We start from the raw sequence: 13683 nt of genomic DNA, 5'->3' as shown, positions 1-13683 counted from the left end.
GCCTCACAAACGTCTTCACCGGTCTTGCGAAAAAACCGGTTTTCGAGGTATAGCTTCCAGGCTTGGTGCGTTGTCCTGGTCAACCTTAAGGCAAGGAGAGAATCATGCGGCGAGGGTTATGGTTTGGGCTATTGGCAGGGTTGATTTTGGTGGCTGGTGCTCTGGACCATGGTGCCCAGGCGGCCGACAAGGTCTACATCAACGGCATCGATGCGAACTTTCCACCGTTCGCCTACATCGATAAAGACGGCAAGCCTGCCGGGTTCGATGTGGAAGCTCTGGACTGGATCGCCAAAGAGATGGGCTTTAAGGTCGAGCATAAAGCCATGGACTGGGATGCCATCATTCCCAGCCTGACGGCCCGCAAGATTGACGTCATTGCTTCGGGATTGAGCGTTACGGAAGAACGCAAGAAACAGATTGCCTATACGATTCCTTATTGGGAAATCAAGCAGGTGCTCGTGGTCAAGAAGGATGCCAACCTCACCGTGGACCAGGTCTTGAACAGCGGCCAGAAGGTGGGCGTGCAGCGGGGCACCTCGGAAGCCAAATGGATGAAGGAAAACCTTATCGATAAGGGTCGTCAATTTGAACTGGTGTATTACGATTCCGGACCTCTGGCCGGTGAAGATGTGTTGAACGGGCGAATCATCGCGGCGGCCATGGATGATGCTCCCGCCCACGAACTGGTGCGTGAAAAACCGTTGAAGATTCTCGGAACTTTTGGGATGCCGGATGAGACCTTTGCTTACGGCGTGCGCAAAGAAGATACGGAATTTATCAAGGTGCTCAATGAGGGCCTCGAAAGACTGATGAAATCTCCCAAATGGCAGGAACTGAAAGAGAAGTACCAACTGTAAGGTGCTGACCGACAATCCCTCTATTGGGGGACCGTCAGTGCAGAAAGCCCCGTGTAAGGATCGCTTTCGGACGGTCCTTTGCCGGAAATGGTCAACTTCCGCTGGCCCGAGCATGGGCTGAGGTGCCGAAGGCCGTTTCTGCGAAAGCGGCCAAAACCGCCAGGTCGGGTCCATGGATCTGAGAATAGTCCGTCAGAGTTAGGTGCCCCAAGAGGGCATTTTCAAGGAAGCGTGGGCCTTTCGCGCACAGAAAAAGCGGGCGGGACGCTTGCGCACGGTTTCAGTGGTCACATCCGATGCATCAGAAGACCGCAGGTGAATGCCCCTGCGGTTTTTTGCCGACATCCGTGGAAGGCATTCGGGAGAAGCTGGCCCGGCACCTCTGTTGCCGAGGCTGGCTTTGCGGAAGGCCTTTTCAGGGCCGGTCAAGGACAAACTCAGTGCAACTCCTCAAAAATCATCCACCTCGGCGGTTGACTTCAGAAGCTCTTGCGGCGTTGCGGCACGTTCTGGGACAAGATCTGGTTTCCACGGATCCGGAAAAATTGGCGCAATGCTCACAGGATGCCTCCCATACGCCAGGGTATCCGGAGGCGGTGGTCACGGCACGCAGCGAACAAGACGTGGTGCGCCTCATGGAACTGGCCGACCGGTATCGTTTTCCGGTCACGCCCCGAGGGATGGGTACAGGTCTGGCCGGCGGGGCCAGTCCCGTTTGTGGGGGCGTGGTGCTGAACCTTTCCGCCATGAATCACATTGTGACCATTGATGCCCGAAATCTCCTGGCCGAGGTGGAACCGGGCGTAGTGACCGCCGAACTCAAACGCGCCGCGAAAGCCCATGGCCTTTACTACCCGCCGGATCCCGCGAGCATTGAGACCTGCAGCATCGGCGGCAACGCCGCCACCAACGCAGGTGGTCCTTCCTGTGTCAAGTATGGGGTCACTCGAGATTACGTCCTTGGGCTCCACGTGGTGCTTCCCAACGGTTCTCTCATCCGCACCGGGGTCAGAACGCGAAAAGGTGTCGTCGGATACGATCTGACACGACTCATTGTGGGCAGCGAGGGCACGCTGGGAGTCATCACTCGATTGATCCTTCGGCTGATTCCTCACCCGCCCGCCGTGACCACTCTGGTGGCGCTCTTTTCCGACATGACGCAGGCCATGAACGCCGTTTCGGGAATCCTCACATCCGGCTTGGTTCCCTCGGCTTTGGAATTCTTGGATCGACGCTGTCTGGAACTGGTGGGAGATCTCCTGCCTTTTCAGGAGGCCCATGATGCCGGATCCTTTCTTTTGGTGGAAGCCGACGGGTACCCTCAGGTGATTGCGCGGGAAATCGAACGCATGGGCGAGGTGTGCCTGGAGCACGGTGCCCGGGAGGTGCTGATGGCTCCCGATGCCGCCAAAAGAGAGAAAATGTGGGCTGTGCGCCGCGAAGTGTCGCTCAGAATCGAACACAGCGCCGCCGTTTACGTTCCAGAAGACGCGGTGGTACCTCTGGGAGAAATTGCCGGGTTCATTCGCTGCATTCCGGAAATCGAACGGCGATTTGACCTCAGGATCTACTGCTTCGGGCATGCCGGGGATGGAAACATTCATTTGAACATCACGGCGTCTCGGGAATGCCGGCCGGAACGGGTGGAAGAGGGCGTGCGGGCCTTGCTCGCCGAGGTGCTCAAGCGTGGAGGGACCATTTCCGGAGAACATGGGGTCGGTGTGGCCAAACAGCCTTACCTTGCCTTGGAACAAGACAGCGAACTAATCCGCCTGCAGATGGCCCTCAAGAAGGTGTTCGATCCCAACCTTATTTTGAACCCCGGAAAGATTTTTCCTTGGAACCATGCGTCGTGGAGGGTTTAAGGGTGGCTTTGGAGCGTTCAGCCTTAGAAGCGGCAGGCAAGAGGTATCGAACCGAAGGGATCAGCCGAAGGGTGCGAAACATCGCCGTGTCGGCTATCAAGGAAATGCCGCTGCTGGCTCAAAAGGTTCCTGACTGCATCTCCTTGGGACAGGGTATTCCTTCGTTTCCTACACCCGCGCACATTGTGGAAGCCGTGTGCCGGCATCTGAGGGATACGGCCTGGTCGGGAAAATATACGTTGGGCCCTGGGCTTCCGGCACTTCGCAGAGCCTTTGCGGACATGCTTGTTCGCGAACGGGGCCTGTGGGTCGATCCGGAAACGGAAATCTGCATCACTGTGGGAGCCATGGAAGGGTTGTGTGCCAGCATTCTCACGCTGGTGGATTCCGGCGACGAAGTGCTGTTGCCGTCACCCAATTACGCTTCCCATATCGAACAAGTGCTGTTGGCCGAAGGGCGCCCGGTCTTCTTTCCGCTCAAGCCCGACACATGGCAGTTGGACATGAAGGCGCTTCAAAAGGCCATATCCCCGCGGACCAAGGCGCTCATTCTGTGCCATCCCCACAACCCGACCGGTGCCGTGTTCGCCAAAGAGGATCTGCAGATGGTGGCCCAGTGGGCCTTGGAACACGGGTTTTTCATTCTTTGCGATGAAACTTACGACTTTCTCACCTATGACGGCAGACCTTATTGGAGCGTGCTGTCCATGCCGGAACTGCGGCGTCAGGTGATCGGGGTTTTCAGCTTTTCCAAAAAATACGCCATGACCGGCTGGAGAGTCGGAGCCCTGGTGGCCCCAGCGGATATTCTCGATCACGTGATGAAGGTACACGATGCCGCCGCCATTTGTGCTCCGACGCCGTCTCAAGTGGCGGCCCTCGCCGCCTTGGAAGGGCCTCAGGAATGCGTGGCGCATTTTCGACAAACCCTTCAGGCCAGGCGAGACAGGGTGTGTGCCTTTCTGGACCGCATGGCGCCTCGCCTCTCGTATGTCAGGCCGCAAGGGGCCTATTATGTCATGGTGCAGTTTCCACCTCAGATCGGCGATTCCATGACCGTAGCCCTTCGATTGCTTCACGAAGCCCGCGTCATTACCATTCCCGGCAGCGCCTTTGGGCCTGGCGGCGAAGGCCATGTGCGGCTCTCTTTCGGCGGCACGGAAGCCGAACTGGACGAAGCTATGGAACGGCTCGCCCAATGGTTTGATCAAAACACGGCCTGAACATGCGAAAACGCCTCGGTGGGCATACCGAGGCGTTCGAAGGCGGGCGGGAAAACGGCGCTTAATAGCGCGGGCCGCGGGAAGGGCGGCTGGGTCGCGGTTTGGCCTGGTTGACCTTGAGGGTGCGGCCCTTTAGGTCCGCACCGTTAAGGGCCTTGATGGCCTTGTCCGCGTCGGCGTTCTGCGGCATTTCCACGAAGCCGAAGCCTTTGGATTGTCCGGTTTGACGATCGACAATGATGTTCACACTGCTCACTTCGCCATACTTGGCAAAAGCGGCGCGTAGATCGTCTTCCGTGACACTGTAAGCGAGGTTTCCGACGTAAAGATTCATAGAGTGTCCTTTGCGCGTGGTTTCATGGCCTCAAGGGTCGATCCTTTCCAACCACGAGAACGAAGGACCGACCCATCACCGAACCTTCGGTGACGCTTGGTCGCATCCCGGAAAAACCGGCGGTGAACCAGGAATGAAGAGAACCACTCGTGGCGGGCGCACAAACGGATCGCACGTGTGTCCACGACGGTCCCCTGACGACCTCGGCGTGCCAGGATGGTAGTTAAGCTTCGCACAGAACCGAACGTCTGTCAAACATATTACACATTGCAGCTCATGAAATGCCGCGGCCCAATCGCACAAAGCCAAAAGCCGTCGCAGGGCATTTCTTATCTGTGGAAGCGCCGCAAGGGGCCATATTCTCGGCGTGCGCGCGGATACAAGAGACCGCCCGGCCCCTCAACGCGGCTCACGCCGCTCCACCACGCAGCAACGGTCTGAAGCGCCGATGCTTTCACATTGTCGTGTTCATGGTTATGGTCTGAGAGTCTGTCCGAGAACGCCTTTAGTAGGAGCGGCGCGAGTCGCGATGCTTGATCGCGCCTTTTAGCGCTCCTACAGAATGAAACGAAAACGCCCGAGAAAAGCCATTTTCGGACAAACCTAGAGCAATAGCGTTTCGCCGGGTTTGAGCAGCACCACATGGGTGGAGGTTTCCTTTTCCACCCGGTCCTTCCATGCCGCTGGGTCCTGATGAATGATGTCAAAGGTGTCATAGTGAATGGGCAGAACCTTGGACGGTTTCAGGAGCTTCACGGCGCGCAGGGCATCGTCTGGCCCCATAGTGAAGTTGTCCCCTATGGGCAAAATGGCGAGGTCGAGGCCTTCTTCGCCGATGAGGACCATGTCGTAAAAGAGCCCCGTGTCGCAGGCATGATAGATTTTGGAACCGCCGACGCTGAAAAGAAAGCCGCAGGGATTGCCGCCATAGGATCCGTCGGGTAAAGCGGATCCATGGTGGGCAACGGTCAGCTTGACCCGTCCCCATGGATGATTTGATCCGCCACCAATGTGGTGCGGATGCAGTTTCGTCAAACCCTGAGCGGCAAGCCAATTGGAGATTTCAAAATTGGAAATCACCGGGGCTCCCGTGCGCTTGGCAATGGCGACCGTATCTCCCAAATGGTCCCCGTGCCCATGGGAAACAAAAATGACGTCGGCCGAAACCTCGTCGGCTCCCACCGGGGCCAAAGGATTTCCCGTCAAGAACGGATCCACCAGAAGATGGGTTCCTTCTGATTCGATCAAGACACAGGCATGGCTGTACCACGTCACGCTGACACTCATAGGACCCTCCCTTGCCCACGATCTTCCAATAGATTTAAGCCATCACGAGAATCTTCCGATTTGATTAATGAATACAAGCGGTCTTAACGACCATGATTGACACAAACGCACAGGATTGACAAGATTGCTGCGCGCCGTGAATCGGTTCGGGCCGTGACGTTGGAGACAAAACCATGTGGCGAAAAAGACCGACTGCTGTTTCTATTCTTGGCTTCCTGCTCATCGCCTATGCCCTGGCCAATGCCCTTGGCGGCGGAAAAGCCCTGTGCGATTCTATAAGCTGCCAGGCGCTGCAAAAAAACGCTTTGTGGTGGGCGGGGGCCGTCTATGCCGGAGTCCTTCTCTGCGCCTATCGGTTTGCCAGGATGCTCATGGGCGGCATCGTGGTCGTGGGCATGGCTGCAGAGTGTGCCTTGGTCCTCACCCAAGTGCTCCTGAATCTTTATTGTCCCGCCTGCTTGGGCTACACGGCCCTGTTCGTGCTCTGGGTTTTTCTGGCCGGTCCGGAAATGCTTCCCTTGGCCAAAAAAGCCTCTTGGGGACTTGCGGCGGCCACCCTCGGCGCCGCTCTCCTCGTTGTTTCCTTGACGCGCAGCGTCTGCGCCTGCTCTGAATCACCCTTTGCCACCGTGAGCGGGGACGAGCAAGCGCTGTATCTCTTTTTTGAACCCACTTGCACCCATTGCCACAGCGTCCTGGAAATGCTTGAGAAAATGGCCGTGAAAAACCGCGTGCGCTTGTGCCCTGAGGCCTGGAGCTTGGCATCGGTGTGGAAGTTGGTGCAAGAGCACCGCGAGACCTGCACTCGATGGCCCGAGCGCCTCAAGTGCCTCAAGTCCACTCTAGCGGTCGTGCGGGCGAACAATGCCTTTTGTATGGAACGAGGTTTTCTCACCGCCCCCTTCGTGGTGCATCAGGGTCGCATCGTGACCGGCGCCGACGTTCCCGGGTATCTCCTGAGCGTTCTCGAAAGTTCTCTGGTGGGTTTCGATTCCCAAGAACTCTTGATTCCCATGGAGGCCGGCGGCAGCTGCACAGTGAACGCCTGCGATTGATTCATCGGGCGAAACGCTCGTAGCTGGCCTTGAGACGAGACGCCATGACGCGAGCCAGGCGACGAAGCACCAGCAAGCCGTCTCTGGGACTTTCCTCGAAAATCTGAAGAAGCTGGGCGCCCTCCAGTCGAATGGTCGTGGAGGGCATGGTGGTTTCACATGTGGCCGTGTAGGTGCGCGGTTCCACAAGGGCTGACCAGCCAAAAACGGCGCCGGCTTCACCGATGGGGAACGTGATGGGCACGGCGCCCCCGTTGTCAAAGCCACTTGCCCCTCCTTCAACACATAGAGAAACGCCGCCGGCTCGCCGGCTCGAAAGAAAACATGCCCTTCCGGAACCTGTGCCTCCTCCGCCATCCCTGCAATCCGGTCCAAGAACTCCGGGCTCACCCCACAAAGATTTCCGCCTTCTTCAGAAACATGGTCTCCCTCCCCTTGCTCTCTTTCACAACGCCGTACCATTGCATGCGACACCCCGTGCACGATGAACCGTTTTGCCCGTTGACCGTTTGAGAAAAAAACAACTAGAATAGAACACATTGGGAAACATGGGGTGTGGGGGCACCTCCTGCGCCTTCCCCATCACGTCATCTATGCCCATGTTCGCGCTCTTTGTCGAGTGCCTTGTGCGCTGTGGCCGCGGTGCCCTCATGCCGAAGGCATGACTTGCCAAAGTATCGCCCCTAAGGGCTTTTCGCTGACGGCCCTTGGAGGCCTGTTGGCTGAGGATGCCTTTAGAGGAGCGGCGCACGCGACGATGCCTTCGCCGTGCGGCGCTTCGAGAAAATAGGGCAGATAGATGCCCTTGATAAGGCCCCATCCAAACAGGCTTCCGGGCCTTTGAAAGCTCAACGAAGAGCCGCAGGGGCTCGGCACGGAGCCGAGGAGCTTTGAGAGGGGCTCATGGCGCTGAGGTCGCCTGACCGGCGACGGCGCAATGTCTCAAGGAAAGGGGGTGGTAATCAACGATTTGGATTGGGCTGAGGGACCTGCCTTTTCCACGCAGGGCATAACCGACGGGACGGCGAGACAGGAGAGGTGTATCATGGCTGAAATCGGGCATGGCGGCAAAGAGATTGTGGAACGGATTCTGGACCCTAAGGAAGCCCCTGCAAAAGTGCGGGGACTGAAACAGGTGCCGGTCCGGAGTCAGATTGCCAATGAAGTGATCGGTATCGCCTATGGGTTTTTCTGCCCTTTGACGGGCTTTATGGGAAGAGAAGACTTGGATTCCGTGGTCAAAAGAATGCGTCTTCAAGATGGCACCATCTGGAGCATTCCCATTCTGTTTGACATGTCGGACCAAGAGCTTTCGGACTACGGGATTAAGGCAGGGGATACAGTCTGTCTGACATATCACGGCAATCCCATGGCCATCTTTGAAATCAGCGAAATCTATTCCTACGACAAAGAAGCCATGTGCCGGTCCATTTTTGGAACGGCCGAAAGCAAACACCCGGGATGCGCTCGAACTTACGCTTACAAAGACAAATTTTTGGGCGGCAACATTACCCTGGTCACTCCTCCCAAGATCAACCCACCCTTCGATCCTTACTTCATTCCTCCCTTGGAGATGCGCAAGCGCTTTCGCGAAAAGGGCTGGCAACGCATCGTGGCGCATCAAACTCGCAACGTGCCGCACACGGGTCACGAATGGCTCATGAAAGGGGCCTGGTTTCAAGCCTATGCCGAATTGCCCATCGAAAAGCCCTTGGTCGGCGTGTTGGTCAACGCCATCATCGGCGAAAAGCGCAAGGGCGACTACATTGACGAAGCCATCATTTTGACCCAAGACGAACTGCGCAAGTCAGGCTACTTTGGCGACCATAACCACATGACGTCCCTAACCTTTTGGGACATGCGCTATGCCGGGCCCAAGGAAGCCGTCTTTCACGCGGCTTTGCGCACCAATCTGGGTCTGACCCACCACATGTACGGCCGTGACCACGCGGGTGTCGGAACCTACTACGGCCCCTACGATGCGCATCACCTGTTGGCGACCGTGCAGAACGAGTTGAGCATTACACCGGTCTATTCCATGAACTGGCTCTACTGCCCTCACTGCGGAGAAATCACCAGTGAAGGGTTGTGCAATCACAAGAACGAGTGGCAAAAGTTCAGCGGGACGCTCATTCGCAGCATCGTCGAAGACGGCGTCAAACCGCCACGACTCATTTTCCGACCGGAGGTCTTTGATCTGGTCATGGAATGCGCCGAAAAATACGGCTTCGGCTCTCCGTTCGTCACCGAGGAGTATCTGGCAAAAAGGACGCCCGTTTTCACCATTCCGCCCTTGGCGGGCTGATAGGAGGTGAGGTCATGAGCGAAGAAAAATACCCCATCAACATCTGGGTCAATGAGGAACGCTATGAAAAGCTTAAAGACGCGGGATTGGCCCACATGTGCGAGGAAATGCTCGCCGGCATGAAGGTCATCCGTGTTTATGCCAACGCGGCGCAAAGGGACAAGATCCTCAAGGTGTTTCCCACCGCCAAGTTCGATTCGGCGACCACCAAAAGCATCGAGCTTTTGCCGAGGCACGTCAAGGACAAGATCTTTGACAAGGTGGTGGAGAAGAAGTCCGTGGACATTTTGGACGAATTCTTGAGCGCCTACTGATGGGCCGATAAGGCACGCAAAAATTCGTGCGTTCAATAGATTTTGGCGCACATTCCATTTCAGCCGGGCGGTCCCTGCGGGGGCGCAACGCTCCCGCTGGAGACCGCCGCCTTCTTTTGAATGTGCCTCCTTCTCGAATACGGTCCTCGCAGCCTGTGCGATAATCGCTTTTAGAGGTTGTCGGCAATCCGCTGCGTCGATGCACCGCAGGGCGCCATAAAGAGTCGGCGCGGGCAGCGCTTTCACAAAGGGCATGGTCAGACAGGCTGCCGGGGGTGATCGCGATGCATACGGTCACAAAGGAAAGTGAAGAAGGGAGGGACAATAAAAGGTCTTCTCGTCCTCCCCCTCTGCGGCGTCTTGCCGTTCCACCAGCATATCCTCCAGATGGAGAAGATCCTTCAAGGTCCAAAAACGCAGCTTTTCAAAAAGAGTCTCGGACAACTCCTTCCACACCCATCGAGTCGCGCACCGCGAAGCTCGGGAACATTGGTGAGGACAAGAGCGATTTGTTCCAGGTATTTCACAGAAATCCATTGATCCATGGCTACATCGGCAATCTGCATGGGTGTTTTACTCGAGTGCCTCGCGAGGGCCATCAGAAAACGGGTTCCGTAACGGCTGCGTGTCGATAGGCTGACCATGGTGCGCCCTCCTTTTTCCTAAGGGCTCATTCGACAACTTACCTTTCAGGAACGACGCACACCGCGACCCACCATGGCGCCGTGCGGCACTCGTCGGGGTCTCGCATGAGCCTTTCCATGGAACGCCTCGTGAGCCACCTCATGCCATCGTTCTTTCAGCTGATGCATACCCTATCGTAGGCAAAGAAATCAAGAGATGTTTCAAAGAGCGGAATCACGAGGAGGCGGAGTCTTCAGCGTATTTTTTGAGTTTGAGCTTTAAGGTTCGCCGGGTGATTCCCAGGCGCCGAGCCGCTTCGCTCTTGTTCCCCCCTGTCTCAATCAACACCTTCTCAATAAGACGCTTTTCCATCTCCGCCAGCGTCATGGACGAGGAAGGCTCGAATTCTTCCAAGGAGCCTCTGCCTTCGAACGGTGAAGGGGCAGAAGGTGCGGCCCGCTGCAGATGCAGCGGGAGCTCCGCTTCGGTGAGATACTCACCCCGAAGCAGAATCACGGCGCGTTCAATGACGTTTTCCAGTTCCCTGACGTTTCCAGGCCAATCGTATTTGACCAAAAGGTCCATGGCACGGGGTGTGATGCCTCGAACCGTTCTTTTGTTTTTTGCTGTGAAGGTTTTAAGGAAATGCTCCACAAGAAGGGGGATGTCGTCCTTACGTTCCCGAAGAGGTGGAACCTCGATGGTGACCACGTTGAGCCGGTAGTAGAGGTCTTCGCGAAAAGCACCCTCTTGTGTCATGCGCTGCAAGTCCCTGTTGGTGGCCGCCAGAATCCTGACATCCACAGTTATGGCCTGATCGCTGCCCACCCTTTGAATGTGGCCGTCCTGAAGCACGCGCAGTAGTTTTGCCTGCATGGGCAGGGACAGTTCCCCCACCTCATCCAGGAAAATGGTGCCGCCGTCCGCTTGAGCGAACCGCCCGCGACGGGCCTTGTCCGCGCCGGTAAAGGCTCCATTGTCGTGGCCGAAGAGCTCGGTTTCCAAAAGGTTTTCGGGAATGGCGGCGCAGTTGACTTCCACGAGCGGCCCTTGGCTGCGGCGGCTGTTGGCATGGATGGCTCGAGCCACCATACCTTTGCCTGTGCCGCTCTCGCCGGTGATGAGCACCGTGGCTTCGCTGGGCGCCACCAAAGCCAGCAGTTCCACAAGACGTTCCATGGAAGCGGTTTTGCCGATGATTTCCGGCAAGCGCAATCGGGCGAGCTGTTCCCTCAGTTCCTGGTTTTCGGCGCGCAGCTTCGTGTGTTCCAGAGCGCGGTACAAGGCGAGGCGTAGCGCGTCGAAATCCAGAGGTTTGGTAAGATAATCGTAGGCTCCGGCTTTGATGGCTTCCACGGCGGAGGGGACGGAAGAAAAGGCTGTGAGCACAATCACCGGCAGCGCGGGATTGTATTGGTGGATGCGGCGTGTGGCTTCAATGCCGTCCATATCGGGCATGCGCACGTCCATAATCACCGCATCCAAGGGTTGCTCCTGCACCCTGTGCACGGCCACAAGGCCCCCGTCCGCCTCGAGCACGTGATACCCCCAGTCCGCAAGAAGGGTGGTGAGCATGAGGCGATGGGCTGGATCGTCATCCACGACGAGAATATGCGGAAGCCCTTCTATTGTCATGACAATGATTCATCTCCCTTGTCGGTAAGGCGGTGTTTCTCTGCCCGACATTCCAGATCCGTGAAGCCCTGAGTATCCTTGTATGCGACGGACCCACGTGGGCGTGCCGGGTCCCGCATGAAAGCTGAGACAGCGGCCATAAACCCGAAAAGTGCCCCGAGCCACGGAACATTTTCGCAATGACCATCAACCCATCGTTGGGTTGGGGTCGCGACTTGCGCCGCTCTTACAGTTTCAAGCAGAACAGACGCGGCTAAACCATCGGCGAACAGGCTCCTGCATCTGCGGCACTTAAGCTTCTCGGCCTTCATGACCCAACGTCCGGCTGAAACCCGCGGCCTTTGGCATTCGAGGGGAAAGGTCCGCCCCGTCTTGAGGGATGCGAATGACGAAGCGGGTTCCATGAGCATCGGATTGGTCCACCGCAATGTCGCCGCCGTGCGCCTCCACAATCTTATGCACGATGGCCAGCCCCAAACCCACACCATTGGGTTTCGTGGTGAAGTAAGGATCAAAGACATGTCCCAGGACTTCAGGAGCGATGCCCGGCCCGGTATCTTCCACCTCCACCCGCAGGATTCCCTGCGCCGTGGCGGCACGCACGCTCAGTTTTCCACCCAGGTCCATGGCTTGGATGGCGTTCAAGTAAAGGTTCAGAAGGACCTGCGAAAAACGGTCTGCATCCACCACGGCCTGAAGATTGGGCGGGGAAAGATCCACGGAGAGTTGCACGCCTGCATGTTCCGCATCTCTTTCCACGAGTTTTATGCTATGTTCGATGATGTCTCGAAGTTGCACAGGCCTTGGGTGCACTTCGGCAGGGCGAGCGAATTCCAGCAGTTCCGAGATGACACGGTTGAGGCGGTCCACTTCGTGGGTCATGGTCCGGGCCACTTCTTGGGCCGATGGATCGTCGGCCGCCTTGCGGGCAAGAATCGCCGCAAATCCCTTAATGGAGCTCAAGGGATTTCGGATTTCGTGGGCTACTCCCGAGGCAAGCTTTCCCAGGGCGGCCAGACGTTCGTGGCGGCGAAGTTTTTCTTCCAGCGTACGCACAGCGGTCATATCTGACAGCAGAAAGGCAAAACCCGAAGGGGTTTTTTCGAAGTTGTGAATTCCTGTGGCGTGAATGAGCAAAGGCTTGGGCATGGTCCCGCCCACTTCACATTGGACATTGTCTTCAATGGGATCCTCACCCTTTTCCAGGCGTTGCCGCAGGTTTTCCAAGGCGGGAAAGTCCTTGAGGGTGCGCCCGGGTTCGGCATGCGGACCCAGAAGCCGCTCTGCGGCAGGATTGGTTCGGCGAATGACACCTTGCTGGTCCGTGGCCACGAGACCTACGGGCATGCGGGAAAAAATGGCTTCCGTCATCACTTCCATCGTTCTCAGCGACTTTCGAGCCAGACGATATCCATGGGCCCAAAAGAGGGCGATCAGCCCCGTCGCGCCAAGAGCGAACAGGATGGCCAGAAGGAGGGCATGATGCATCATGTCCTGGCGCATGGCTTCCCAAAGGGGAGTGGCATCCAAGCCCAACACAAACCGCAACGGACCGGCACCGGGAAAAGGATCCTGGCCTAAACCCACCGGCGGCCACCCCGTACCCGGACCATACCGCGGACCGTTTTCTGTATTACAAGGATTGCGGGGTGTGCCGGCACACCTTGCCCACGGTTGATATGGCCGAATCACTTCAAAAGCCCTTTTGCCATGAAAGTCGGTGTAAGCATGCCCGGAAATCTCTGCAGCCTGAGCGGGGAGAAGCACCTGACCGATCTCTTCGGCATGACTGGACGCGACGACTCGTCCTGCGCGGTCCACAAGACGAATGTATAGGACCGAAGGCTCCTGGGCTGTTTGTTCCATCAGCATCTGCAATTGGTTGCGCCCCCATGCCATGCGGCCCATCAAACCCGTTCGCGTCCCGGCCTCGAGGGATTCCATGAGCGTGTGGGCCTGAGCGGAAAGTAACATTTCCGTGAACCGCCGTTCGCGATCGGCGTTCCGAAAAGCCACTACAATCAGAATCACGGCTAGCAGCCCCACGGCACCCAGAATCAACCATGGAGAAAGCCAGAGCGAATCCATGGTCAAGACGCGACGTCTCGGCGGTTTCATGGAGAGCCCTTTCTGCATCTGGTGTTCTTGCCTCCAAGGGCAAAACTCTTGCCCCTAGGAGGG

General features: G+C 57.2%; 12 protein-coding genes. 6 read left to right on the top strand and 6 right to left on the bottom strand.

Annotation, left to right across the window (positions count from 1 at the left end):
• The first annotated feature begins 104 nt into the window (after window positions 1-104).
• The 3 genes from ACUVSA_RS04660 (at window position 105) to ACUVSA_RS04650 (ending at window position 3948) form a co-directional block, all read left to right on the top strand.
• Window positions 105-860 (top strand): ABC transporter substrate-binding protein, encoded by a 756-nt coding sequence (locus tag ACUVSA_RS04660; RefSeq protein ID WP_445891723.1) that lies wholly within the window; start codon window positions 105-107, stop codon window positions 858-860.
• A 440-nt stretch (window positions 861-1300) separates the two neighbouring features.
• The gene (locus ACUVSA_RS04655; RefSeq protein WP_445893957.1) at window positions 1301-2725 is read left to right on the top strand and encodes an FAD-binding oxidoreductase; all 1425 of its coding nucleotides are present in this window, start codon (window positions 1301-1303) and stop codon (window positions 2723-2725) included.
• A gap of 8 nt (window positions 2726-2733) precedes the next feature.
• Window positions 2734-3948: a pyridoxal phosphate-dependent aminotransferase gene (locus tag ACUVSA_RS04650; protein WP_445893986.1), complete on the top strand. Its 1215-nt coding sequence runs from the start codon at window positions 2734-2736 to the stop codon at window positions 3946-3948.
• Window positions 3949-4009: 61 nt separating this feature from the next.
• Here ACUVSA_RS04650 and ACUVSA_RS04645 read toward each other — a convergent pair whose 3' ends face one another.
• The gene (locus ACUVSA_RS04645) at window positions 4010-4282 is read right to left on the bottom strand and encodes an RNA recognition motif domain-containing protein (protein WP_445891721.1); all 273 of its coding nucleotides are present in this window, start codon (window positions 4280-4282) and stop codon (window positions 4010-4012) included.
• Between the two features lie 603 nt (window positions 4283-4885).
• Window positions 4886-5569 (bottom strand): metal-dependent hydrolase, encoded by a 684-nt coding sequence (locus ACUVSA_RS04640; RefSeq protein WP_445893956.1) that lies wholly within the window; start codon window positions 5567-5569, stop codon window positions 4886-4888.
• A gap of 173 nt (window positions 5570-5742) precedes the next feature.
• Here ACUVSA_RS04640 and ACUVSA_RS04635 point away from each other — a divergent pair, with 173 nt between their 5' ends.
• Window positions 5743-6624 carry a hypothetical protein gene (locus ACUVSA_RS04635; RefSeq protein ID WP_445893955.1) on the top strand — a complete coding sequence of 294 codons (882 nt, stop codon included), beginning with the start codon at window positions 5743-5745 and terminating at the stop codon, window positions 6622-6624.
• A 1-nt stretch (window position 6625) separates the two neighbouring features.
• On the opposite strand, the gene ACUVSA_RS04630 is transcribed toward ACUVSA_RS04635, so the two are convergent.
• Window positions 6626-6868 carry a hypothetical protein gene (locus tag ACUVSA_RS04630; protein WP_445893954.1) on the bottom strand — a complete coding sequence of 81 codons (243 nt, stop codon included), beginning with the start codon at window positions 6866-6868 and terminating at the stop codon, window positions 6626-6628.
• Between the two features lie 801 nt (window positions 6869-7669).
• Here ACUVSA_RS04630 and sat point away from each other — a divergent pair.
• Window positions 7670-8929: a sulfate adenylyltransferase gene (gene sat, locus ACUVSA_RS04625; protein WP_445893953.1), complete on the top strand. Its 1260-nt coding sequence runs from the start codon at window positions 7670-7672 to the stop codon at window positions 8927-8929.
• 14 nt (window positions 8930-8943) lie between these two features.
• Window positions 8944-9243 (top strand): DUF6955 family protein, encoded by a 300-nt coding sequence (locus tag ACUVSA_RS04620; protein ID WP_445891716.1) that lies wholly within the window; start codon window positions 8944-8946, stop codon window positions 9241-9243.
• Between the two features lie 401 nt (window positions 9244-9644).
• Here ACUVSA_RS04620 and ACUVSA_RS04615 read toward each other — a convergent pair whose 3' ends face one another.
• The 3 genes from ACUVSA_RS04615 to ACUVSA_RS04605 all read right to left on the bottom strand — a co-directional run bounded on the left by ACUVSA_RS04615 (window position 9645) and on the right by ACUVSA_RS04605 (window position 13620).
• Entirely contained in the window at window positions 9645-9887 is a 243-nt protein-coding gene (locus ACUVSA_RS04615) for an Rrf2 family transcriptional regulator (protein ID WP_445891715.1), read from the bottom strand.
• A gap of 214 nt (window positions 9888-10101) precedes the next feature.
• Window positions 10102-11502, bottom strand: coding sequence for a sigma-54-dependent transcriptional regulator (locus ACUVSA_RS04610; RefSeq protein WP_445893952.1), 1401 nt, complete (start codon window positions 11500-11502; stop codon window positions 10102-10104).
• A gap of 291 nt (window positions 11503-11793) precedes the next feature.
• Window positions 11794-13620 carry an ATP-binding protein gene (locus ACUVSA_RS04605; RefSeq protein ID WP_445891029.1) on the bottom strand — a complete coding sequence of 609 codons (1827 nt, stop codon included), beginning with the start codon at window positions 13618-13620 and terminating at the stop codon, window positions 11794-11796.
• Window positions 13621-13683 lie beyond the last annotated feature (63 nt).

The organism is Desulfosoma sp., assembly GCF_052743555.1.
The sequence above is the reverse complement of the archived record's forward strand: the minus strand, read 5'-3'. Positions and strand labels throughout refer to the sequence as shown.

What these genes read in the sequence shown, in the direction of transcription:
- ACUVSA_RS04660 (WP_445891723.1), top strand. Translation starts at nt 105, where the DNA reads ATGCGGCGAGGGTTATGGTTTGGGCTATTGGCAGGGTTGATTTTGGTG.
- ACUVSA_RS04615 (WP_445891715.1), bottom strand. Translation starts at nt 9,887, where the DNA reads ATGGTCAGCCTATCGACACGCAGCCGTTACGGAACCCGTTTTCTGATG.
- sat (WP_445893953.1), top strand. Translation starts at nt 7,670, where the DNA reads ATGGCTGAAATCGGGCATGGCGGCAAAGAGATTGTGGAACGGATTCTG.
- ACUVSA_RS04605 (WP_445891029.1), bottom strand. Translation starts at nt 13,620, where the DNA reads ATGAAACCGCCGAGACGTCGCGTCTTGACCATGGATTCGCTCTGGCTT.
- ACUVSA_RS04635 (WP_445893955.1), top strand. Translation starts at nt 5,743, where the DNA reads ATGTGGCGAAAAAGACCGACTGCTGTTTCTATTCTTGGCTTCCTGCTC.
- ACUVSA_RS04645 (WP_445891721.1), bottom strand. Translation starts at nt 4,282, where the DNA reads ATGAATCTTTACGTCGGAAACCTCGCTTACAGTGTCACGGAAGACGAT.
- ACUVSA_RS04610 (WP_445893952.1), bottom strand. Translation starts at nt 11,502, where the DNA reads ATGACAATAGAAGGGCTTCCGCATATTCTCGTCGTGGATGACGATCCA.
- ACUVSA_RS04620 (WP_445891716.1), top strand. Translation starts at nt 8,944, where the DNA reads ATGAGCGAAGAAAAATACCCCATCAACATCTGGGTCAATGAGGAACGC.
- ACUVSA_RS04640 (WP_445893956.1), bottom strand. Translation starts at nt 5,569, where the DNA reads ATGAGTGTCAGCGTGACGTGGTACAGCCATGCCTGTGTCTTGATCGAA.